Source organism: Kitasatospora viridis (assembly GCF_007829815.1).
Taxonomy (GTDB): domain Bacteria; phylum Actinomycetota; class Actinomycetes; order Streptomycetales; family Streptomycetaceae; genus Kitasatospora; species Kitasatospora viridis.
Window position 1 is genome coordinate 111,017 of record NZ_VIWT01000002.1, and the last position, 22,590, is coordinate 133,606.

Here is a 22,590-nt window from a genome sequence, read left to right on the forward strand (position 1 = left end):
GGGTTCCCTTCCTGGGCGGAGGTGGTGCTGGGCTGTCACACCGTCAGCGCCGTCACCGGCACCGCGTCCTCCGTGGCCAGGAAGTCGGCCACCGTGGAGCGGCCGCCGAGCAGGCAGGCCAGCGTGGCGGCGTGCATCGCCTCGACCGGGGCGATGGTGGCGGCGGCGGTGAGGGCGGGGGTGCCGGGAGGCAGGCCGGCGGCGGCGAGGGTGTGGGTCTGCGCGGCCTGGGCCTCGGTGCGTTGCAGGGCGGCGGCGAGCTCGGCGGGGCTCCGGGCCGCCCGGACCGCGTCCAGCGCCTGCGCGTGGGTGGTGAGCGGGACGGTGGTGACGGGGGGCTCGCCGGCCGCCCGCAGGATCGCGTTCCAGGTCGCCGCGTGCGCCGTGTGGTGGGCGGTGGCGGCCTGCACGAAGGCGGACAGCGCCGGGGGCAGCGGGCCGAGCCGGCCGGAGTGCAGGGCGGCGCGGGCGGCCTGATGGACGCTCACCGCCTGGTTCTCCAGGGCGGCGGCGAGGGCGACGGTCCGCAGCTCGCCCGAGTAGCGCTGCGGGGCTCGGGCCGAGCCGCCCGGGCCGGGAGCCCGGCCGAAGGCGTACAGGCCGAGGCCGGTGCCCGCGATGCCGGTGCCGGCACCGGCCAGGCCCAGCAGCAGCGTGCGCCGGGTGGGCCCGCTCACCGCACCGCCCCCTCGCCGATGGCGGAGGCCTGCGCGGTGGGGTAGGCGGTGTGCGGGATGCCGGCGGTGCCGGTCGACTCCGGGAGGGCGAGCGCGGTGGCGCCATCGGTCGGCAGCAGCCGGGCGAGCAGCAGTTCCGAGCCGTGCTGCGCCTCGACGGAGGCGACGCTGACGAACAGTGAGCGGACGGCGCCGTCGGCGGCCAGCGCGGCGTAGCGGGCGCAGCTCTGCCCGAGGATGCCCTCGACCTCGGTGAGCAGGCCGATCAGCGAGACCGGGTCCGGTGTCGCGGCGGCGCGCTGCGGCACGGAGCCGTAGCGGGGGTCGACGGCGTGCTGCTGGGCGGCGCCGGCCTTGGCGAGGGCCTGGTTGAAGGCCTGGGCGTGCGCGGCGTGGTGGGCCTGGTTGCGGTCCGTCAGTTCGCGCAGCCGGCTGCCCGGTGGGGCGAAGGGCAGGCCGGCGGCGGCCCGGTAGACGGCGACGGCGAGGTTCTCCAGGGCGGCGGCGGTCTGCAGCACCGTCACGTCGAGCGGGAGCGGCGCGGGCGGCGAGCCGGTCACGGGGTCTCTCCCTGCGTCGGAGCGGCTGTCTGGCTGGGCGCCTGACTGGGCGTCGGCGTCGGAGTTGCGGCGGGGGCGGTGGTGATGACCAGCGGGTAGGAGAGCGAGATGGTGCTGTGCGGGTCCGCCGGATCGGTCTGCGTCACGGTCACGGTGACGGGGAACGAGCCGGCGGCCAGGGCCGGCAGGTTCCCGGACAGCACGCCGGTCGCGGGGTCGAGCGTGTCGCCCGGGCCCGGCAGCGTGCCGGTGACCGTGTAGTGGTAGGAACTCCCGCTCCCGTAGCCGCCGTTCAGGTCGGTCGCGAGAGGGGCGGCGAAGGGTGCGCCGGCCGTCTGGGTGAGCGTGGTGGGGTGCGTCACTGTCAGGGCCGGCACCGCCAGCGTCAGGGTCACCCCGGCCGTGGCCGTGTTGCCCGCGCTGTCGGTGACCACCACGTTCGCCGGGTACGCGGCGGACCAGCCGGGGAAGCTCGCCCGGCCGTCGCTGTCGGTGCTGCTGGTGAACGTCCGGCTCGGCGCGGTCCAGGAGAGCAGGCCGGTGCGGCGGTCGAGCCGCAGCCAGTCGGGGTGCGGGCCGTCGAAGGAGTAGCTGTACGGGCCCACGCCCCCGGCGGGCTGGATCGCGTACCGGGTGCCGTCCGGCTGGGACGGGGAGCTGGTCCAGGCGTAGGACGGCACGGTCAGCGGGTCGACCACGGTGAGCGGCAGACGGACCGTCAGGGGCGGCACGATCCCGCTGGTGTCGGTCAGCGTCAGCTGGAGGTCGAGCGTCCCGGGGCCGGTGCCCGGCACGCCCGGGCTGGACAGCAGGCCGGCGGGCGAGAGGGTCAGGCCGGCCGGCAGTGAGCCGGGCGCCGCCGACCAGGCGTACTGCCCGTCGCCGCCGCCCGGGGCGGACAGCTGCGCCGAGTACGGCTTCCCAGTGACCACGGGCGGCAGCGGGGACTGCTGGGTGAAGGTCAGCGGCGTGCTGACCGGCAGCGCGAGGGTGGCGCTGGTCCGCTGCTGCTGCGGGACGCCGGCGTCGGTGACCGTGCAGGTCAGGGCGGCCTCGGGAGCGGGCACGCCGGTCGGCGTGCCGGAGATCGTGCCGGTGTCGGCGTCCAGGTGCAGGCCGGGCGGCAACGTGCCCGCGCAGGTCCAGGAGTACGGGCCGGTCCCGCCGGCCGCCGTGAGCCGCCCCGTGTACGGCACGCCGACCAGCGCGGTGGGCAGCGAGGTCGAGGTGACCCGCAGCGCGGCCGTCACCGGGACGGTCAGCGTCTCGGTGGCGGTGAGCGGCGGCGCGCCGTCGTCGGTGACCGCCACGCTGACGGCGAAGCTGCCGGTCGCGGTCGGCGTGCCGACGATCGAGCTGCCGTCCGGGCCCAGTGTGAGTCCGGGCGGCAGTGAGCCGGTCGGGCGCCACAGGTAGGGGCCGGTGCCGCCGGTCGCGCTCAGTCGGATCGGGGTGATGGCCTGTCCGGTCACCGCCGGGAGCACCTCGGAGGCGGTCGGGACCAGGGGCGGCACCACCGTCAGGGTGAGGGTCTGGGTCCGGCTGAAGTCCGCTGATCCGACGAGGTCGGGGCGCCCGGCGACCGTGGCGGTGACGGTGAAGGTCGAGGAGCCGGCCCCGAGCGGGGTGCCGCTGATCGTCCCGGTGGCCGGGTCGAGGCGCAGCCCGGCGGGCAGCGTCCCGGGCGGGACGGACCAGTCGTACTGCGCGGTCCCGCCGGTCGCGCTCAGCGTCGTCGAGTAAGCGGAGCCGAGGACGGCGCCCGGCACGGCCAGGGTGTCGATCTCCACGGGGGCGACGGCGGTGACGGAGAGCGGCACCCGCACGGGCGGCGCGCCGCCGGCCGGGTCGGTCAGCGTCGCCTGGAAGGCGTAGGTGTGCGGTACGTCGGTCGAGGTGAGGGTGCCGGAGACGGTGCCCCGCACGGGGTCGGTGAGAGCCAGGCCCGGCGGCAGCGAGCCCGGCGGGACGGTCCAGACGTACTGCCCGCTGCCGCCGTCCGGCCGGGGCAGCCGCGCCGTGTACGGCTCCCCGGGGACGGCCGGCGGCAGGGCGCCCCAGGAGGGCGCGCTCAGCGCGGTGCTGACGGTCAGTGGGAGGGAGACGTACTGCTGCTGTTGCGGCGCCCCGGTGTCCGTCACGGCGAACAGCAGCGGCGCGGCCGCGGGGTCGGTGACGGCGCTCGGGGTGCCGGAGATCGTGCCGGTGTCGGCGTCCAGGTGCAGGCCGGGCGGCAGCGGGCTCGACGAGGACCAGGAGTAGGGCCCGCTGCCGCCGGCCGCCGTCAGCCGCCCCGAGTACGGCTCGCCGACCACGGCGGGCGGCAGCGCCGTCGAGGTGGTCCGCAGCGCGGCCGTCACCGGGATCGTCAGGGTCTCGGTGCTGGTCAGCGGCGGGGCGCTGGTGTCGGTGACCTCCACGGTGACGGCGAAGCTGCCCGTCGTGGTCGGCGTGCCGACGATCGAGCTGCCGTCCGGACCGAGGCCCAGCCCGGGCGGCAACGGCCCGGTCGGCGTCCACAGGTACGACCCGTCGCCGCCCGTGGCGGTCAACTGCACCGGGGCGATGGCCTGTCCGGCCACCGCCGGGAGCACGCCCGAGGCGCCGGCGGCCAGCGCGGACTCCACCGGCACGGTGAACGTCCGCTGCGCGCTCAGGTCCGGCCGGGCGGCGTCGGTGGCGGTGACGGTGAAGGTCGCGGAGCCCTTGCGCAGCGGGGTCCCGCTGATCGTCCCGGACGCCGCGTCCAGGCTCAGCCCCGCGGGCAGCGTGCCGGGCGGCACGGACCACTGGTACTGCTGGGTGCCGCCCGAGGCGGTCAGGGTCTGGGAGTAGCCGGCGCCGACCACGGCGCCCGGAAGCACCGCGGTGCCGATGCCCACCGGCTGGACGCCACCGAGGGTCAGGTGCTGGGCGGCGGACTGCTGCGCGGTGGCGTCGGTGACCTGGACGCCGAAGTCGACCACGCCCGAGGAGCCGGCGCCGGAGGCGGGGGGAGTGCCCTTGAGCTCGCCCGTGTTCGGGTCCAGGTGCAGCCAGGCCGGCAGCGTGCCCTGGGCCACCGCCCAGGTGTAGGGCAGGATGCCGCCGTCCGCCTTGAGGAACTGGTCGTAGGGCTCGCCGCTGGTCGCCCCCGGGAGCTCGGTGGTGTCCACCACCGGGGCGTCGCGCACGGTCAGGGAGAGCTGCTGGGCGGGGGACTGGTCGAGCGGGCTGGTGCTGGCCATCCGCACGCTGAAGGTGCTGGTGCCGGCCGTGCTCGGGGTGCCGCTCAGCACGCCGCCGGAGCTGAGGGTGAGCCCGGGCGGCAGCGCGCCCGCGCTGACCGACCAGGCCGCGCCGGCCCCCGTCCCGCCGCTGCCGAGCAGCGACACGGAGTAGCCCTGGCCGCGCGTCGCCTGACCCAGCGTCGGGGTGGCGACCGTCAGCGGGGCCACCACGTGGACGGTCGTCTGGCCGGAGACGAGCTGCGGGTCGGCGGGTGCCGTCCCGGGCGCCCCGGGCGTCTGAGTGGGCGTCGGTGCTGCCGTCGGTGCCGGTGTGGATGCGGCGGGGCCCGGGCCGCCGGCTGTGGCGATGCTGGCCGTGATGGTCGCCGTGCCCGGTCCGACCGCGGTCACCACGCCCGAGTCCGACACCGTGGCGACCTTCGGGTCCGAGGACGCCCAGGCCAGCTTGGGCGCCGCGCCCACGGGAGTGCTGACCGTGGTCGCCGGATCGGTGCCGCCGACCACGACGGTCGGGTCGGCCAGGGCCAGCACCAGACCGGTGACCGCCGGCCCGCCGCCGCCCGGCGCCCCCTTGCCCGGCCCGGCCGCCGCCTGGGCCGCGGCGGTCGCCGCCGAACCCGCCGCGGCGTTCGCGTTCTGCGCCGCGTCGGCCGCGCCCTTGGCCTGGTCCGCCGCGCTCGCCGCCGAGTGCACCACCGGCCGCAGCACGGCGAACCAGAGCCCGAGCAGCAGCCCGGAACCCGCGAGCGCGGCGCCGAGGGCCGGCAGCAGCCACTCGGGCAGCGTCTGCTTCTCCAGCATCACGCCCTCGGCCGTGGCCGCCTCGCCGGCGGCCGGCCGCACCTCCACCTCGAACGGCAGCGTCCGGTTGGGGCCCTTGAGGAAGGTCTTGCGCGGCACGGCCCGGAACCGCACGAAGGTGGCGGTGCCCGGGGCCGCGTCGAAGGCGGCGGGCCGGATCCGGAAACCCAGCCTGACCTCCGGGTCCAGGGCCTCGACCCGGACGCTCTCGGGGCGGTTGCCGCGGTTCTCCACGACCAGCTTGAACCGCGCCCCGCGCCGGCCGGCCGCGCTGGCGGGCACCAGGCGGGCGCCGAGGTCGCCGAACTCGCCGATCCGGACCAGGCCCTCCTCGACCCGGGAGCCCTCCGGGTCCTCCGTCGACATGGCCCGCAGGCCGAACGGGAGCTCGCCCGGCAGCAGTCCGGCGGTGCGCGGCGGCCGGAACGCGATGCGCACCCGGGTGGACTCCTGCGGCAGCAGGTTCGCCCGGGCCGGTTCGACGTGCGCCCACTCGGCGGTCTCGCCGAGCACGTCGAACAGCACGCGGTCGACCACCATCCCGGTGTTCGCCACCCGCAGGACGCACACGGCCTCCTCGCCCGGCACGACCTCGACCGCCTCGCTGCCGTCCTCGAAGACGACGGAGACTCCCATCGGCCCGGCCCCCTTCCTGCTCCCTGATCCGTCCTGTCGCTCCCCCGGCCCGCCCAGGGTGGCAACGCCGGTCGGCGGGGCGCTTGCGTGAACGCGCAGCGAAAAGCGCAGCCGTGCGTGGCCCGGCAAAGCCGACGGAGTGCCAGACGAGCGGTGGTCACCGACGGTTGATGAAGACTTCACAAAGAGTCCCGAACGCCGCTTTGCGCAGGTGGGGCCGTCGGCGGGCCGGGCTCCGGGCGCCGGGCGGTGCGGTCCGGCGTCGACAGCGCCGCACCGGGCGTGGTCAGTTGTGGGACCCCGCGCCGACGTGCCCCGCGCCGGCCGGCTCTCGGACCCTTGGAGGTCACACTGTGGAAGGCCGGATTCCGGTGTCGATTCACGCCGGCGACCCGATCACCCGGGCGGGCCTGGCGACCGAGCTGCGCCAGCGCCCCGAGTTCGAACTCGTCGACCTGCCCCTGGACGGGACGGCCCGGGTGGTGGTGTTCGCGCTCGACACGCTGTCGGAACCCGATCTCGAACTGGTTCGGACGGTCCGCGCCCGCAGCGGCGCCCAGGCCGTGCTGGTGGTCTCCGCCCTGTCCGACGCCGACCTGCTGGCCGTCGTCGAGTCGGGGGCCTGCTCGGTGCTGTGGCGCTGGGAGGCCACCTCCACCTGGCTGGCCGAGACGGTGCTGCGGGCCGCCGCGGGGAAGGCGGCGCTGCCCCCGGACCTGCTGGCCCGCCTCCTCAAGCAGGTGGGCCGGCTCCAGCAGCGGGTGCTGCGCCCGCAGGGCCTGACCCTGGGCGGCCTCTCCGACCGGGAGCGCCGGGTGCTGCGGCTGGCGGCGGAGGGCTTCGTGACCGAGGAGATCGCCTCCGAACTCGCCTACTCCACGCGCACGGTGACCAGCCTGCTGCACAACGTGACGACCCGTTACCAGCTGCGCAACCGCACCCACGCCGTCGCGTTCGCCATCCGGGAAGGGCTGATCTGACCGGCGCCGCGTCCGCTGTCCGGCCGCCGGCGGTTCACGCGGCGTGGGCGTCCGGCTGCTCGATCAGGTAGCCCACTCCGCGCACCGTCCGGACGGCGTCCCGCACCCCGAGCTTGGCGCGCAGGTTGGCGATGTGGACCTCCAGGCTGCGGTTGCCCTCGGTGCGGGCGCCCTGCCAGACCTCGCGGCAGATCCGTTCCCGGCGCACCACGGCCCCGGGGGTGTCGGCGAGCATCCGCAGGATGTCGAACTCGGTGCGGGTCAGCGCCACCGCCGAGCCGCCGACCGAGACGGTCCGCCCGTCCAGGTCGATGGCGATCCGCCCGAGCACGATCCGCCGTGGCGCCTGCCGTGGCACGGGCCGCAGCGCGGCGTGCACCCGGACGGCCAACTCGTCCACCCCGAACGGGTGCACCACGAAGTCGTCGACACCGAGGTGACGCCCCGTCAGCCAGAACCGGGCGTCCACCCGGCAGGTCGACACCAGCAGCGCGGCGTCCGTCGCCTGCCGGATCCGCCGGCAGGCGGCCAGCGCCTCCGGGTCGGGTAAGCCCACCTCCAGCAGGATCGCCCGGGGGCCGAATCCGACGATCGAGTCGACGTCGTCCATGCGGGCCCGGTGGACGACGAACCCCTGGTTCCGCAGGGCCCGGTCAAGGGGACGATCGCCGTGCTCGTCCCGATGAGCCGCCAACAACAACCGCATGGGAAGCCTCTCCAGAGCCATCGCAGGGTTGTCACGGAGTCAATTCCGCCGGCTCCGTCCCGAGATAACCGTGGTCGCGCGGTGCTGTCCGCCGGGGAATCGGCCCGCAACCTTCACGTGCCGAACGTGCTGTGTTGCGCACTCACTGTAGGAACACCTCCGGACTGTCACAAGATCTGCATACGGGTCGGAATGGAATTCCGCGCCCCGATCGCTTTGCGGCGGGGCGGTGAAAGCCGTGAACGGTCCTCTCGTTCACCGCCACCACCACCGGCACCATTGCTCGCGGTTTCCGGAATGCCACCACTCCGATTTCCGGGTGGCCGTGGAAGCGATTTCGTCGGGCCGTGTGGCGGCGGAATGAGGGTGCGGCGGGCCGACCCGGTCCGGGGCAGACTGGGAGACGGAGGCGACTGCCATGCAACCAGAGATCACGGTCGGCCTCGACGGTTCCGCCGAGAGCCTGGCCGCCGCGCGATGGGCCGCCCACGAGGCCGAACTCCGGGGCCTGCCGGTGCGCTTACTGCACCTGTGGCTCCTGCCGTCGATGTGGGCCCGGAACGTCCCCGACGAGAACTCCCAGGGCGAGGCCGCCCAGCGCGTCCTCCAGCACGCGGAGGGCGACCTGCTCGCACGGTTCCCCCGGGTCCCCGTCATCACCGAGCTCGTCCCCGCCGACACGGCGGCGGAGCTGCTGCCCGCCGCGAGCAACGCGGTGCTGCTGGTGCTCGGCTCCCAGGGGCTGGGCGCCGTCCAGGGCTACGTGCTCGGATCGGTCGCCCTGCACGCCGTCGCCCGGTCCGAGCGTCCCGTGGTGCTGGTCCGCGCCCCCGAGGAGCCGGCGGAGGTCGGCGCGGACGGCGCGCCTCCCGGCCCGGTGGCCGTCGGCGTGAGCCTGCGCCCGGGCTACCGGACCGTCCTGGAGTTCGCCTTCGGCGCCGCCGCCAGGCGCGGTGTGCCGCTGCTCGCCCTGCACACCACCGGCCACCGCCGCTCCTTCCTCGGCCGCGAGGCACCGCCGGACGAGGCGGCGCGGCAGGCGGCCCGCGAGCAGCTGCACGAGGCGCTGCGCCCGTGGCGCGAGAAGTTCCCCGCCGTCCACGTGGTGGAGCACCTCGGCGAGGAGAGCCCGGCCCGCGCGGTCGTGGACATCGCGCCCGGCGCGGGCCTGCTGGTCGTCGGTCGCGGCCACCGGGCCGGGCCGGGGCCCCGCACCGGCCCGGTGGCGCACGCCGCCGTCCACCACGCCACCTGCCCGGTCGCCGTCGTCCCGCACGACTGACCCGGCGGCCGCGCCCTTCGCGGGCCGGGCGACCGCGTGTCGGCGCCGGTTCGGCGGCGCGGTGCAGCAGGATCGCCGGGTGGGCCGCGGCGCCCCCGCGCGGGCGGGGCGGGCGGCGCGGTGGCGGCGAGCGGAAGGGGTCGTGATGGCTCGGCACGCGGTGCTCGGATACCTGGCCTGGGCGGTGGTGTTCGGCGCCCTGTTCGCCCTGGAGGGCCTCGCCCTGGCACGCGGCGGCGCCGCCTCCGGCCACCCCACGCTGAGCGACACCGCCCGGGCCGTCATGCGCTACCCGGTCGGCCGCTGGGCGCTGTTCGCGCTCTGGCTCTGGTTCGGTTGGCACACCTTCGTGCGCGGCTGGCACTTCCTGCTGCGCGACGGCCAGTGACCGGGCCCGGCGGGTGACACCGATCGAGCGGACGCCGCCGGTCGCCCCGCTGCTGTCCGTCCCGCTGACCGTCGCCGTGATGCTCGCCGCCTACGTGCTGCTGATGCTCTACCTGGCGGTGGGCCTGCGGACGCTGCTGCGGGGCCCGGACCGCCGCCCGCCGCGCGCCGCGACCGGGCGGCGCGGCTGGCCGGGGCTGATCCGGCAGGTGGCGGCCACCGCGCTGGGCGGGTACCTGCTGCTGATGCTCGCCGTGCTCGGCTACTACGAGGGCGTGGCGCGCGTGCCCGGGCCGTTCCTGGCCAGCGCGTTCAGCGGGTGCGCGCTGCTGGTCGGCCTCGCGCTGCCGGTCTTCCTCGCCGCCTCCTGGCTGGAACTGCGGCCGCGCGCACGACGCGGTGCGGGCGCGCGCGGCCGGGGCGGCTCCGTGCCGTGAGCACGCGGGTGCCCGGCACCTCGGGCGGCCGGAGCCGGCGGTCCGGGGTGCCGGGTCGGGATCAGGCGTGCAGCCAGGTCACCGGGAACGCGGTGCCGGTCAGGGCGCCGTCCTGGGTGAGGTAGGTGCCGCTGCGTTCGAGGTTGGTGGCGGCCACCGTGCCGGCGGTGGCGAAGTCCTGGCCGTTGGCGGTGACATCGCTGAACTGGACCTGCTGGAAGTCGGGGCAGGCCGGGATGGTCCGCGAGCCGATCGCCTCGACGATCACCTCGGCGGAGCTGAGCGCCACGCCGGGGGCCGACTCGGTGTAGGTCTTGGTCCAGCCCTGGGTGGGGTCGGCGAGGACCAGGGTGAAGCTGCCGCTGCCGTCCGTGGTGACGGAGGAGGTCATCGTGTCGCCCGCCTTGACGGTCTCGGTGAAGTAGACCGAGTTCGCCGGGTACATCTCGACCCACGGGTTGTACTGGACGGTGTGGTTGCGGGTGCAGACCGCGTCGAGGCCGATCTGTTCGACGCTGGTGCTGAGCCAGCCGTCGAGGCCGGACCAGAAGGATATGTCGCCCGCGGTGGCCGAACAGTTCAGCGCGGGCACGGTCCAGTTGCCGGTGACGGTGTGGAAGGTGCCGCCGGTGACGGCGTAGCCGGCCCAGTTGGAGTTCCCGCCCGAGTGCCGGCCCACGTGGTGGGCGGGGTGCGTGGCGGTCGGTGCGGCCGCCCCGGCGGTGGGCGCGGCGGCGAGGGTGAGCGCGGTGGCGAGTCCGAGTGCGGTGACGGCGGCCGGGAGCATAGGGCGCACGGGTGTTCCCCTGTCTTCGGTGAATCGCACGGGAGTTCTGACGGTGCGACAGAGGATGGTGAATCAACCTGGCCATGTCAATGAGTGCGTCAGGACTCCCGGCGGCCACCCTGTTCCGGGGCGCCGAGGATCGGGTCGGGCAGCTCGTGCCAGCTGGTCGGGCCGAGCGCGAGTTCCTCGTCGGTGAGTAGGGCGCCGTCCAGCAGTCCGCGCAGCCGCTCCTCGTCGAGGCCGGCGCCGATCAGCACGATCTCGTTGCGGCGCTCGCCGTAGTAGGGGTCCCAGTGCCAGGTGGCGAGCATCCGCCGCTCCGGCGACGCGGCCGGCCAGCCCCCGGCGTCCGGCTCCGGCAACCACTGGTCGACGCCGGCGAGTTCCAGGCGGTGCCCGGCCGAGCGCCAGGTCACGACGGTGTCGGGCCGGCTGGCCAGCCACACGTGCCCGCGGCTGCGGGTGACCGCGCGCATCAGCCCGGGCATCGCCCGGGCCAGTCGCTGCGGGTGCAGGGGGCGCCTGGCCCGCCAGTACACCGAGCGGACACCGTGGCTCTCGCGCGGCTGCCAGGCCGGTGTGCTGACGGTCTCTCGGACGCGGGCCAGCCGCTCCGCGACGGCCTGCGGGGGCACCGGCGCGAGCAGGGCCGAGCCGGCCCGCTCCACCGCCCGGTCCGGGCGGCGCGGGAGGAACAGCACGGTGGCGGACGGGTTCAGGTGCGAGGCGACGGCGCGGGCGGCCGCGGGGAGCTCGGGCTCGGCGTCGTCGGCGCGGGCGAGCAGCACGGTCTGCGCGGCCTCGACCTGCCGCGCGGCGGCTTCGCCCACCGTCACCGGCAGGCCGTCGCCCGGCGCGCCGGGCGCGGCGGACAGGCGGTGGGTGCAGCGCAGGTCGCTGAGCAGGAGCTCCGGGTCGAGGCCGATGGTCACCGGCGCGAGTTCGTAGTGGCGGGCGAGCGCGGTGGTGCCGATCGGGGCGTGCCAGAGGTCGGCGAGGAAGGGGAGGAGGTCGAGCTCGAAGGGGAGGGCGAGGATCACCGCCGGGCACCCCGGGCGGCGGACCAGGGCGTCCAGGTCCTGGCGCAGGATCACCGCCGGATCCCCGGTGCCGGAGCGGCCCTGCCCGGCGTTCTGCGCCCCGGGGGCGGTGGTGAACCGCTGGACCGTCGGGTACTGGCCGTCGCCCGTGCCGATCGACACCGCCAGCACCGCGGCGTCGGGCCGGAAGCGCCGCAGCAGGTCCACCACCTGGCCGCGCACGCCGGGGCTGTTGCCGGACACGATGCTCAACAGTCCCCGCCCGCTGCCGCTCAACTGACCCTCCTTCGGGTGGTGCCGCCGTCTCGGGGCGATCCTACGTTATTGGAAATGGTTTTCATAAGCGATTGCATCGATCCGGTACCGGACGGTGCCCGGCCCGTGCGAAGGCGGGCCGGACGGGGAACAGGAAGAGCAGGAAGGCCGTCGGCGAGCACGGGAGAGGCGGCGAGGCCGGAATGCGCGGATCCGCTCCGCTCGGCAAGGTCTTCGGCGTACCGCTGAAGGTCCACTGGAGCGCGCCCGTCCTGGTCCTCTTCCTCGGCGTCGGCCTGGCCCGGCAGGTCCTGCCCGTGTGGGCACCGGGGCGCTCCGGCACCGTCTACGACCTGGCCGGCCTGGTCGGGGCGCTGCTGCTCACCCTGGGCCTGCTGGCGCACGAGGCGGCCCACGCGGTCGCCGCCCGCCGCGCCGGGATCCCGGTGGAGGACATGACGGTGTTCGCGCTCGGCGGCGTCACCCGGATGGGACGGCCCCCGACGCCGCGGCTGCAGTTCGCCACCGCCGGAGTCGGCCCGCTCACCAGCCTGGTGCTCGGCGGACTCTCGCTGGCCGCCGGTCTCGGCGTGCAGCACGGCCTGCACTGGACGCTGCCCGCGGCCGTGCTGCTCTGGAACGGCTGGACCAACCTGCTGCTCGCCGGCTTCAACCTGCTGCCCGCCGCCCCGCTGGACGGCGGACGGCTGCTCCAGGCGGGCCTGTGGTGGCGCGGCGGCGACCGGGAGCGCGCCGAGCGGATCGCCGGCCGGGCGGGCCAGGCCGGCGGCGTCGCGCTCACCGCCGTCGGCTGGATCCTGTTCCTGCGCGGCGACTCCGCCGGCTTCTGGCTGGTGCTGGCCGGCCTGTTCATCTGGACCTCGGCGCTCGCCGAGGTGCGCCGGGCGACGCTGATCACCCGGCTCGGCGGGCTCCGGATCGGCCAGGTGATGACCTCCCCGGTGGCCACCGTGCCCGACTGGACCACCGTGGAGCGCCTGCTCGCCGAGGCCGCCGAGCACCCCGACCGGCCGGTGCCCGCGGTCTTCCCGCTGGTCGACTTCGACGGCCGCCCGAGCGGCCTGGCGGACCTGCGCCGGCTCGCCCTGCTCCCGCAGGCCCGCCGGGCCGAGGTGCGGGTGCGCGAGCTGGCCAGGCCGCTGGCGCGGTGCGCGGTCGCCGGGCCGGACGACGAGCTGGTCCAGGTGCTGGAGCACGCCACCGCGCCGCCGCCCGTCCTGGTGGTGGTGGACGGCCGCTTGGTCGGCCTGGTCACCGGCGCCGAGATCGTCCGGCTGCTGCGCGGGGGCGCACGCCCCGTCAGCTAGTGCGGTGGTGACGCCGTCTGATCGGCCGTCGGGTTCTCGGAGACGGCCACCAGCAGCACCCGGGTGCCGGGCCGGGTGCTGCGCCAGCGGTGGCGGACGCCGCCGGCCAGGTAGAGCGTGTCGCCCCGGTGGAGCTGGTGGACCCGGCCCTCGGCCACCACCTCGGCCGCGCCGTCGGCCACGTACATCAGCTCGTCGCCCGGGTGCAGGAACTCCCGGTCGTCCTGCTGCTCGCCGGTGAACTCCAGTGCGTGCAGCCGGCGTTGGCCGCGGACCAGGGGGCGGACCCCGGCGTCGGGGGACAGCCCCGTGTCGTCCCGGGCGAACACCACGTCGACCGGGCGGGCGGTGGCGTCGGCGGCGCCCAGCAGTTCGACGGCGGTGGTGCCCAGGCCGTCGGCGATGCGCTGGAGCGAGCGCATGCTGGGCCGGGCCCGGTCGTTCTCGATCTGGCTGAGGAAGGGCACGGACAGGCCGGTGCGCCGGGCCACCTCCGCCAGGGTCAGGTCGAGGGTGCGGCGCCGGCGGCGGACCGCGCCGCCGAGCCGGGGGACCGCGTCCCCGCCGTCCCCGCCGGCCTTGGTGCCCGTGTCCGTGCCCGTCTCGCCCATGATCACTGCTCCCTCCTGCGGCCACCCTACGCACTCGCCGGGCACGTTTCGCACGGCTGCAACAAGGCCGACACATGACGCCCTTACGGTCGAAGCACTTTGGCGTCATCAAAAAAAGTTTGATGCGCACCCATGAACGGAGTGCCCATGTCCCGCGTGTCCCGCGTCGACCAGAACCAGCGCCGCCGTCGCGGCACCGGGCTGATCGCCCTCGACCCGGCCGCCGCCTTCCCCGGCTTCACGCTGTTCGCCCCGCTCACCGCCGGCGGCGAGGTGCACCTGGTGGACCTGCACGGCGTGAGCGCGCACCGCTGGCAGCTGCCCTACCGGCCGGGGCGGCACGCCCGGCTGGTGACCGACCAGGGCGTGCTGGCCTACAACGGCGTACTGCCCGGCGAGGAGGCGCTCTTCCCGATGTGGCACAAGTACCGGGGCGGCGTGATGCTCCGGGCCGCCCCCGACGGCACCGTGCTGTGGGAGCACCGGGACCCGCGCCAGCACCACGACGCCCACCACCTCGACGACGGCGGCGTCCTCTACACCGGGATCGAACCCCTGCGCGGCGCGGCGGCGAGCGCCGTCCTCGGCGGCGTCCCCGGCTCCGAGGCCGACGGGACGACGGTGTGGGCCGACACCATCACCGAGGTCGGACCGGACGGATCGCCGCGCTGGACCTGGCGGGCCGCCGACCACCTCGACCGCGCCGACTACCCGCTGCACCCCGACTACGCGCGCGAGCACTGGCCGCTGATCAACAGCGTGACCCCGCTCGCCGACGGCAACGTGCTGGCCAGCCTGCGCAGCGTCTCCGCCGTCGTGGTGATCAGCCGGGCCACCGGCGAGGTGCTCTGGCGCACCGAGCCCGGCACCGTCTCCCAGCAGCACCACCCCACCGAACTGGCCGACGGGCGGCTGCTGGTCTTCGACAACGGCGTGTTCCGGCCCGGCCACGACGTGCCGTACTCGCGCGTCATCGAGATCGAGCGGCCCGGCGGCGAGGTGGTCTGGGAGTACCAGGACCCGGCCCGCGAGTCGTTCTTCGCACCGTTCATGGGCTCGGCCCAGCGGCTGCCCAACGGCAACACCCTGGTGACCGACTCCCCGGCCGGCCGGCTCTTCGAGGTGACGGCGGACGGCTACCTCTGCTGGGAGTACGTGGTGCCGTACTTCGGCGCCTACACCGAGCGCGAGGTCCGCACCCTCTTCCCGGCCGAACCCAACGCCCTCTTCCGCGCCTACCGCTACGCCCCCGAGGAGATCCCGTGGCTGGAGGCCCGCCCGTGACCACCGCCGCCCACGGGGTCGACGCCGCCGAGCGCCCGCCGCTGCGCGCACTGCTGCCGCTCGCCCTGCAACACGTGCTCGCCATGGCGGCGACCCCGGTCTCCACCGCCTTCCTGATGGCGGCCTCGCTGCACCTGAGACCCGGTCAGACCGCCGCCCTGCTGGGCGCGCTGCTGGTGCTGTCCGGGGTCGGCTCGGTGCTCCAGTCGCTCGGCGTCTGGGGCTTCGGCGCCCGGCTGCCGTTCGTGATGCTGCCGGGCGGGGCCGCCACCGCGCTCTACCTGCAGATCGCCCACGACCGCGGCCCCGCCGTCGCCTCCGGCTCGGTGCTGCTGGCCGCGCTGCTGCTGCTCGCCGTCGCGCCGCTGTACGGCCGGGTGGTCGGCCTGTTCCCGCCGCTGGTCATGGGGGTGACGGTGCTGCTGGTGGGGATCTCCATGGTCCGGGTCACCACCCAGCTGCTCGCGGGCCCCAGCGGCAGCGCCGCGCCGAAGGCGCTGGCGACGGCCGGGCTCACCGTGGCGGTCACCATCGCCGCGCACCTGCTGCTGCGGGGCGCCTGGCGGCAGTCCGCGGTGCTGGTCGGGCTGGCCGGCGGCACCGTCCTCGCCGTCGCCACCGGACTCGGGAGGCTGGCGCCCGCCACCGGGACCGGTGTCTCCCTGCCGCACCTGCTGCCCTACGGCACACCGCAGTTCGACCTGCCGGCCGCGCTCCCGCTGCTGCTGTTCAGCCTCGCCTCGCTGGCCGAGGCCACCGGTCAGACCGTGCTCAACAGCGAGCCGCCCGACCCCGCCCGGGACGTGCCGCGGGTCGCCCGGGCCGACGCGCTGGTGTCGCTGCTCGGCGGGGTCCTCGGCACCCCGCCGATGGTGACCAGCTCGGAGAACATCGGGATCAACCGGCTCACCGGCGTGCGCAGCCGCTTCGTGACCGCCACCGCGGGCGGCCTGCTGATCGTGGCCGGCCTGCTCTCGCCGCTGTCCCGCCTGGTGGCGGGGCTGCCCGCGGCCGTCGTCGCCGGATCGGCGCTGGCGGTCTACGCGGTGATCACGGTCATGGGCGTGGAACTGCTCGGCCGGGCACGGGCGGGCGACTCCCCGGACGCCCTGGTCATCGGCCTCGCACTGACCGTGGGACTGCTGCCGGTGGTGGCCCCCGCGCTGTACGCCGGACTCCCGAGCGCCGCCCGGACGGTGCTCGGCAACGGGGTGGTCACCGGCACGGTCGCCGCGGTCCTGCTGCACGCGCTGTTCGCGGCGCTGCGACCGTCCCGGGCGCGGGGTCAGGAGGCCTCGGCGGCGGGGGTGAGCTGACGGTCCGTCGCCTGGGCCCGGGGCTCGGGCCGCCCGGAGGAGCGGGCCGCGAGCGCCGAGGCGCAGGCGACCGCCGCGATGCCGATCCACTGGGCGGCGGCCAGCCGCTGGCCGAGGAAGAGCAGGCCGATCAGCGCGCCCACGGCCGGCTCCAGGCTGGTCAGCAGGCCGAAGACGCGCGGTGACAGGCGGCGGATCGCCTCGAACTGGAGCGAGTAGGGCAGCACGCTGGACAGCACCGCCACCGCCAGGCCGAGCGCCAGCACCCCGGGCCGCAGCAGCGCGGCACCGCCCGAGGCGACCCCGAACGGCAGGCTGAGCAGCGCGCCCCAGCCGACGGCGAGGGCCAGCCCGCCGCCGCCCGCGACCCGCCGGGCCAGTCGGCCGGCGAGCAGGATGTACCCGGCCCAGCAGGCGCCCGCCACGGCGGCGAGGGCGACGCCGACCGGGTCCAGGGCCAGGCCGCCCGCGCCGAGCAGCACCACGCCGGCCAGCGCGAGCAGCGCCCGGGCGAGGTCGGGTGCGCGCCGCGAGCCGGCCAGCGCGAGGGCGAACGGGCCGAGGAACTCCACCGTGGTCGCCGCGCCGAGCGGGATCCGCACCACGGCGCCGTAGTAGGTGAGGTGATGGACCGTCAGCAGTGTGCCGGTCGCGATCACGGTGGCGAGGGTGCCCCGGTCCCACCGCCGCCCCGTGACGCGGTCGCGCCGCAGGCCGGGGCGCCAGAGCGCGCAGAGCACGGCGGCCGCGAAGCAGAGCCGCAGGGTCACCACGCCGGCGGTGCCGACGGCGGGGTAGAGCCCGGTGGTCAGCGCGGCGCCCGCCTGCAGGCCGCACATGCCGGCCAGCACCAGGCCGGCGGTGGCGGGGGAGCCGGGGGAGCCGGGCGAGTCGGGTGGGGTGGTTCGCGTGGTCATCTCGCTCATCCGTGCGTGGGCCGTCGGTCTGCGTGGTGGCGGTCCCGCGCTGGAAAGGATCGTGCCGAACGGCGGGAAAGTCCGTCAAGGACGGGAATTCCACGAAATCCGCAGGTTTCGTGTCACGGGGCTTGGGTAATCGGACGGCCCGTCACTCGTGGCCGCCGCCTTCGGAATTCGTGGCCGGCGCCCGCTCGGCCCGGAAAACTCGTCCGGGCCGAGCGTACGAGGCTTCGGGGTCAGGCGAGGGTCCAGTGCTGGAGCGGCGATCCGGTGTCGGCCTGCTGGGTGATCAGGGCGCCGTTCGCCGTGGACGCGGTGGTGAGCAGCAGGCCGCTGTTGACGGAGGCGATCGTGCAACTCCCGTCCGGCAGCCGGGTCACCCGCCAGTGCTGGTTGGAGCCGCCGGTGCAGGTCCACTGGATCACGGACGCCCCGGCGGCGGTGGACCCGCCGTCGACGTCGGCGCAGAGGCCGGAGACGGCGTTGGTCAGCGTGTAGCCGCCGTCGTCCTGCGGGGTGAGGCGCCACTGCTGGTTGGGGCCGCCGTGCAGGCCCCAACTGATCAGCTGGGTACCGGCGGTGGTCGAGCTCGCCGGGTCGTCGAGGGCCTGGGTGCCGGCGCTCAGGGTGTGGGTGCCGGCTGGCCAGGCGTCGTCGAAGGCCTCGAACTCGTAGAGCGAGTAGCCCCATTGGGTGCCACGGGCGGTGCCGTAGAGGCGGAGGTAGCGGCCGGTGCCGGTGAAGCCGGTCAGCGTCTCGGTGCCGCCCGTGCCGCCGGTGCGGGTGTAGACGGTGGTCCAGGTGGTGCCGTCGTCGGAGAGCTGGATCTGGTAGTCCTTGCCGTACGCCGCCTCCCAGGCCAGCACCACCCGGTTGACGGTGTGTTCGCCGCCCAGGTCCACCTGGAGCCAGGTCGGGTCGGTGTACTGGCTCGACCAGCGGGTGCCCAGGTCCCCGTCGGTCGCGTTGGCGGCCGGGAAGTCGGCGGTCTCGACGCTGGACGCGGTGGTCGGCCGCCCCTGTGCCAGGTCGCCCGGGATGACCGGCGCCGGGTAGAGCGGGTTGCGCCCGATCGCGTCCATGATCGGCACGAAGGCCGCGTAACTCGCCACCGGCTTGGGGGAGTTCCATGTCGCCTGGGCCAGGTCCCGAAGCGGGTAGCGCAGGTTCGCCGCCGTCTGGTCCACCGTCTCGGCCGTCGGGTTGTCGCACCACACGTGCAGCAGCGAACCGAGGTTGCGGGTGGGGTCGTTGATGGTGGCGGAGCCCTGGAAGAGGTCCGGGTTCCAGGACTGGTACATCCAGGTGGTGTCGGGCTTGGCGCCGCCGTAGACGTAGTAGGTCGGCGTCCAGGACTCGTTGGCGACGGTGTGCCCGGCGTCGATCAACTGCTGCGGGGTCAGACCGTAGTCGTACCAGTACTCGACCACGATGTCCGGATTCGGCGCGATCGTCCCGTCCCCGGCCTTGATCCCGTCGTTCCACATCCGCGCGGTCTTCCCGCCGGCCCGGACGATCGCGTCCGCCCAGTTGACGAACCCGTAGAAGGCGTCCTTGGCCGTCGCGCCGGCCCCGTAGGTGGCGCGGGCGTAGCTCAACAGCTGCGGGTAGGAGGCGTAGTCGGTGACGTACTCGTCGGCGCCGATGTGCCAGTACTTGGAGGAGGTGAACAGCGGCTCGTACTCGGTGATCAGATCGCTCATCAGCGCGCGGGCGCCGGGTATGGTCACGTCGATGTAGCTGCTGCTCGGATTGCCGGAGCTGTCCTTGAGCCGGTAGTCCTTCCCGATGGCCAGCTCGCCGGACAGGATCGCGTCCATGTGCCCCGGCATGTCGATCTCCGGCACCACCGCGACGTGGTACTGGTCGCCGAGCGCGATGATCGCGGCGATGTCGGCCTTCGAGTAGTGCTGGGCCGAGGTGATCTCCGGGTGGGTGCTGCTCTCCAGCCGGAACCCGTAGGTGTCCGACAGGTGCAGGTGCAGGTAGTTGAGCTTGAGGTACGACATCTCGCGGATCTGGTTCTCGACCCAGTCGACCGGGAAGAAGTTCCGCCCGGTGTCGATCATCAGCCCGCGCTCGGCCTTGTCCGGCGCGTCCGTCCCGGTGCCGGCGGCGATGGTGGAACTCTGGTGCAGCCACTGCAGGATGGTCCGGGTGCCCCAGAACTCCCCGTCGGTGGTGGACCCTTGGACGCTGATCGTGGACCCGACCACGACCCGGTACCCCTCGGCGGGCTGATCGCCGCCCAGGCCGAGCACGATGTCGCCGGCCGCTGGGGTGCTCCCGGCGGGCGCGACGGCAACGGGTCGGCCCTCCAGCGCGGTCAGGTCGGCGGCGAACGTGGCCGCGTCGCTTGCGAGTTGGGAACCGCTGGCGGGGTCGAGGACGATCCGGCTGGACGCGCCGAACACGAACGACCCGGCCGCTGGGGTCCAGGCGCTCAGGGCCGGCACGGTGGTCGGCGGGGTGGTGGGCGAGCCGACGGCCGCCGGCACTGCGGCGGCCGAGGCGGTGGCGGGGAGGAGGAAGGAGAGCGGAACCACTGCGGCGACGAGCGCGGCAGTGAGCGTGGCGGTGAGGGATCGCATGGCCTGCCCGGGGTGAGGAAGACGGGGAGTGCGCAGGATTTGCTCGATCGGCGCGTGGTCTAGACCGTAAGTGCGCGTGATGGGCAGTATCAAGCATCCGGTCGGGCGGCGGCAAGACCGTGTCCCTGCTGCGCCTCGCCCGCCAACAGGCCGAGCCCGAGCGGTGGACCGCGTCCTCGGCGCCAACCGCGTGACAATGGCGGCGAACGGGGTGTCGGCGCCAGCGGCTGCGGTCACGGCGAGAGCGAACCTGGCAGAGTCACAGCGGTGTGGCTCGCGGGTAGGCACGAGCGGGTCGGCGACGATCCGATCGGCTGCTGACTTCGGCAGCCCGAACCGCAACTCCGGCTGTCGGAGAGCGAGATCGTTCCGTGCGAACCGGCGACCAGGGGTCAGCCGGTTCGGGGAGCGCACCCTACGCGACGCCGGCCGTTCCCGGTGCCCAACTCCGCATCGGGAACGGCCGGTCAGTGCGCCCCGCCGTGTGCGGGGTACCTTCCGGTACAGCGACGAACCGGGAAGGGAAGACCCATCATGGACCAATCGTCCGACCTGAACACGCCCCCAGCCGCCTTGCGTGGCTTGATCCTTGACTTCGTCGGCGTCCTCACTGCGGGGGTTCTGGAGACTCACCGTCGCTGGTGCGTTTCCCAGGGACTGCGCCCGGAGGCGTGGCGCCAGACGCTGAACGACAACCCCACCGGCCGGGCCCTGTACGCGGATCTGGAGGTCGGCCGCATCTCGCAGGCCGAGTGGAACGAGCGCACCGCGCCGCTGATGGGCCCGAACATCGACCCGGTGAACCTGATGGGGCAGGCGTGGGGCGACGTGTCGCCGGCACACGACGTGATCGCCGTCGCCCGAGCCGCGCGGGCGGCCGGTTACACGGTCGCGCTGCTCTCGAACAGCTTCGGCCTGGACCCCCACGACCCCTACGCGCACGCCGGGGTGTGGGACTTGTTCGACGTGACGGTGATCTCCGAGCGCGAGGGCATCGCCAAGCCGAACCCGGAGATCTACCGGCGCGTCCTGGAACGAATGGGGCTGCCGGGCGAGGCATGCGTGTTCGTTGACGACCAGCCCAAGAACCTGGACCCGGCCGCAGCGCTCGGCATCACGACCGTGCTCGCCGACGACCCGACGCGAACCGCCGCGCAGCTCAGCGCCCTACTCGGGGTCGCCACGCTCGCCGCGTGACCCAACGTCACCCGCTCCCGCCCGGGGCGACTTGTTCGTCAGGGACTCCTCGAACAACCCGGACGCGGCCACTACCAGATACGGACTCAACGTCCTCCAAGTGACCAAGAGTGATGACCGGCTGAACACCGAAGCGCAACACACCGCGTGTCGAACCCACCCCGACGGCAACGACGCCGCCGACCACCACCGACTGTCAGACCGCTGTGACGCCGCGTCCCCGGCACGGTCGCGGGAGCAACCCCGACGACCGGACCGCCCCACCCGCCGACGTCGCATCCCGCACGCGGGCCCGCTACGCCTCTTCGCCTGAAGGGTGCCGGCGCAGCCCCGGCCAGGCGCGGACCCGTCGGAGACGGAGCCGGAGTCGGCCCGCCAACTCGTTGAGATGCTTGCCACCAGCTGCCGTCTGGTGAGCGGCGTGCGGTAGGGTCCGCCGGACACGGAACGGGGGACGACGTGGACGACACTCCGCAGGACTGGTACTCGCCCGGCCTTCCGCGGCTGACGGAGGAGCAGCGCCGGGAGCTGGTGCGGGCCGGCTTCGACTTCGACCGGCTGCGCGCGCTGAGCCGCAGCAAGTACGGGGTCTCGCAGATCCGCAGCGTGCTGCTGGTCTTCACCACCTGCTACCCGGACGAGCGGCCCGGCACGGCGGACCTGGCGCGGATCGGCGAGGCGTGGCGGCTCGCGGGCCGCCGGCCCGGGTCGGCGCTGCGCGAGCAGCTGGCGCAGCGCGGGCTGCGCGAGCCCGACCCGACGTCAGGGTCGGGCGGTGGCAAGGGTGGCAAGGGTGGCGATAAGGCCAAGCCACTGCTGCCGCGCACCCGGCGGCGGGTGGCGGCGGGCTGGGCGCTGGTGCTGCCGCTGCTGCTCGCGCAGGCGGCGCTTGGCCTGCTCGACCTGGGCGTCGGCATGGTGGTCGGCGCGGTCGGGCTGATCGCCGGCTGGTTCCTGCTGGTGCGCCGGCTGGTGTACGGCAGGCGGCGGGCGCCGCGGTCGGTGAAGGTGGCCTACGTGCTGGCCACCTTGCTGCTGGGCTACGCGACCGCGTTCACCGGCGAGCTGGCGGTGGTCCTGCTCGGCACCCACGGGACGGTCCGGGTCGCCTACTCGGACACCGAGACCGGCAGCCACGGCACCGCCTACCGCCAGTGCTACCTGGACCTGCCGGGCGGTGACACCGAGCCGATGCGCACCACCGGCTCCTGCCCGGCGCCCGACGGCAGCCCGATCGACGCGTACTACATGCCGGGCGGCGACTCCCCGCTGAAACCGGTACCGGCGAGCTCCGCCGAACTGGAGCGGCTCACCCTGCTCTGGGGTCTGCCCACGGCGCTGGGCCTCGGGCTGCTCGGCTACGCGGTGCTGGTGAGCTCGCGCGACCTGCAACGGCCTGCGCCCCGCCAACGTCGCGAGCCCCTGCGCCGGGCCGCCCCGCGGGGCGGCCCGGAGAGGTGAGCACATGGCTGGGCCGAACAGCTCCGCCTTCTTGCGGGACGTTCTCCTGGTGAGGTTGTTGAACCCCGCCGCCGCGGAGGTCGGGTGACCCGCGGGGCTGAACG

Annotated in this window: 18 protein-coding genes; 9 read left to right on the forward strand and 9 right to left on the reverse strand. The window is 74.9% G+C overall.

The genetic code is table 11. The features are described from left to right. Positions 1–35 precede the first annotated feature (35 nt). Genes FHX73_RS27820 through FHX73_RS27830 form a run of 3 tightly spaced genes read right to left on the reverse strand, consistent with a single transcriptional unit; the run spans position 36 to position 5,904 of the window. Positions 36–677, reverse strand: coding sequence for a ferritin-like domain-containing protein (locus FHX73_RS27820; RefSeq protein WP_170305102.1), 642 nt, complete (start codon positions 675–677; stop codon positions 36–38). Continuing rightward, the gene (locus tag FHX73_RS44960; RefSeq protein ID WP_170305103.1) at positions 674–1,237 is read right to left on the reverse strand and encodes a ferritin-like domain-containing protein; all 564 of its coding nucleotides are present in this window, start codon (positions 1,235–1,237) and stop codon (positions 674–676) included. The genes FHX73_RS27820 and FHX73_RS44960 overlap by 4 nt, the downstream gene beginning before the upstream one ends. Beyond that, positions 1,234–5,904 (reverse strand): Ig domain-containing protein, encoded by a 4,671-nt coding sequence (locus tag FHX73_RS27830; RefSeq protein WP_145908655.1) that lies wholly within the window; start codon positions 5,902–5,904, stop codon positions 1,234–1,236. The genes FHX73_RS44960 and FHX73_RS27830 overlap by 4 nt, the downstream gene beginning before the upstream one ends. 371 nt (positions 5,905–6,275) lie before the next feature. Here FHX73_RS27830 and FHX73_RS27835 point away from each other — a divergent pair, with 371 nt between their 5' ends. Next, positions 6,276–6,884 (forward strand): helix-turn-helix transcriptional regulator, encoded by a 609-nt coding sequence (locus FHX73_RS27835; RefSeq protein ID WP_246213915.1) that lies wholly within the window; start codon positions 6,276–6,278, stop codon positions 6,882–6,884. A 34-nt stretch (positions 6,885–6,918) separates the two neighbouring features. On the opposite strand, the gene FHX73_RS27840 is transcribed toward FHX73_RS27835, so the two are convergent. Then, entirely contained in the window at positions 6,919–7,494 is a 576-nt protein-coding gene (locus FHX73_RS27840) for a winged helix-turn-helix domain-containing protein (RefSeq protein WP_170305104.1), read from the reverse strand. Between the two features lie 514 nt (positions 7,495–8,008). Between FHX73_RS27840 and FHX73_RS27845 the strand changes: the two genes are divergently transcribed. The 3 genes from FHX73_RS27845 to FHX73_RS27855 all read left to right on the forward strand — a co-directional run bounded on the left by FHX73_RS27845 (position 8,009) and on the right by FHX73_RS27855 (position 9,696). After that, positions 8,009–8,872, forward strand: a complete 864-nt coding sequence (locus FHX73_RS27845; protein WP_145908658.1) for a universal stress protein — start codon at positions 8,009–8,011, stop codon at positions 8,870–8,872. Positions 8,873–9,017: 145 nt separating this feature from the next. After that, a complete protein-coding gene (locus FHX73_RS27850) occupies positions 9,018–9,260 on the forward strand; it encodes a DUF6186 family protein (protein ID WP_211786353.1) in 243 nt (80 codons plus the stop codon). 13 nt (positions 9,261–9,273) lie between these two features. After that, a complete protein-coding gene (locus tag FHX73_RS27855) occupies positions 9,274–9,696 on the forward strand; it encodes a DUF6256 family protein (protein WP_145908660.1) in 423 nt (140 codons plus the stop codon). Positions 9,697–9,757: 61 nt separating this feature from the next. Here FHX73_RS27855 and FHX73_RS27860 read toward each other — a convergent pair whose 3' ends face one another. After that, a complete protein-coding gene (locus FHX73_RS27860; RefSeq protein WP_281292747.1) occupies positions 9,758–10,483 on the reverse strand; it encodes a G1 family glutamic endopeptidase in 726 nt (241 codons plus the stop codon). A 98-nt stretch (positions 10,484–10,581) separates the two neighbouring features. After that, complete coding sequence (locus tag FHX73_RS27865; RefSeq protein ID WP_246213916.1) at positions 10,582–11,799, reverse strand: GTP-binding protein; 1,218 nt, start codon at positions 11,797–11,799, stop codon at positions 10,582–10,584. A gap of 182 nt (positions 11,800–11,981) precedes the next feature. Between FHX73_RS27865 and FHX73_RS27870 the strand changes: the two genes are divergently transcribed. Further along, positions 11,982–13,106 (forward strand): site-2 protease family protein, encoded by a 1,125-nt coding sequence (locus tag FHX73_RS27870; RefSeq protein WP_145908662.1) that lies wholly within the window; start codon positions 11,982–11,984, stop codon positions 13,104–13,106. Here the strand turns inward: FHX73_RS27870 and FHX73_RS27875 are convergent. Continuing rightward, the gene (locus tag FHX73_RS27875) at positions 13,103–13,717 is read right to left on the reverse strand and encodes a helix-turn-helix domain-containing protein (RefSeq protein WP_145908663.1); all 615 of its coding nucleotides are present in this window, start codon (positions 13,715–13,717) and stop codon (positions 13,103–13,105) included. The genes FHX73_RS27870 and FHX73_RS27875 overlap by 4 nt on opposite strands. A gap of 147 nt (positions 13,718–13,864) precedes the next feature. Here FHX73_RS27875 and FHX73_RS27880 point away from each other — a divergent pair, with 147 nt between their 5' ends. Beyond that, on the forward strand, positions 13,865–15,001 hold the full coding sequence (locus FHX73_RS27880) for an aryl-sulfate sulfotransferase (RefSeq protein WP_145908664.1): 1,137 nt from the start codon (positions 13,865–13,867) through the stop codon (positions 14,999–15,001). Then, a complete protein-coding gene (locus tag FHX73_RS27885) occupies positions 14,998–16,317 on the forward strand; it encodes a solute carrier family 23 protein (protein ID WP_145908665.1) in 1,320 nt (439 codons plus the stop codon). Before FHX73_RS27880 ends, FHX73_RS27885 begins: the two co-directional genes overlap by 4 nt. Here FHX73_RS27885 and FHX73_RS27890 read toward each other — a convergent pair. Next, positions 16,287–17,234: an EamA family transporter gene (locus tag FHX73_RS27890; protein ID WP_145908666.1), complete on the reverse strand. Its 948-nt coding sequence runs from the start codon at positions 17,232–17,234 to the stop codon at positions 16,287–16,289. The genes FHX73_RS27885 and FHX73_RS27890 overlap by 31 nt on opposite strands. A 239-nt stretch (positions 17,235–17,473) precedes the next feature. Then, positions 17,474–19,828: an RICIN domain-containing protein gene (locus tag FHX73_RS27895; RefSeq protein WP_145908667.1), complete on the reverse strand. Its 2,355-nt coding sequence runs from the start codon at positions 19,826–19,828 to the stop codon at positions 17,474–17,476. Between the two features lie 534 nt (positions 19,829–20,362). Between FHX73_RS27895 and FHX73_RS27900 the strand changes: the two genes are divergently transcribed. Together FHX73_RS27900 and FHX73_RS27905 are read left to right on the forward strand one after the other, a co-directional pair. Continuing rightward, positions 20,363–21,025: an HAD-IA family hydrolase gene (locus tag FHX73_RS27900; protein WP_145908668.1), complete on the forward strand. Its 663-nt coding sequence runs from the start codon at positions 20,363–20,365 to the stop codon at positions 21,023–21,025. 459 nt (positions 21,026–21,484) lie between these two features. Next, positions 21,485–22,486 carry a hypothetical protein gene (locus FHX73_RS27905; protein ID WP_145908669.1) on the forward strand — a complete coding sequence of 334 codons (1,002 nt, stop codon included), beginning with the start codon at positions 21,485–21,487 and terminating at the stop codon, positions 22,484–22,486. Positions 22,487–22,590 lie beyond the last annotated feature (104 nt).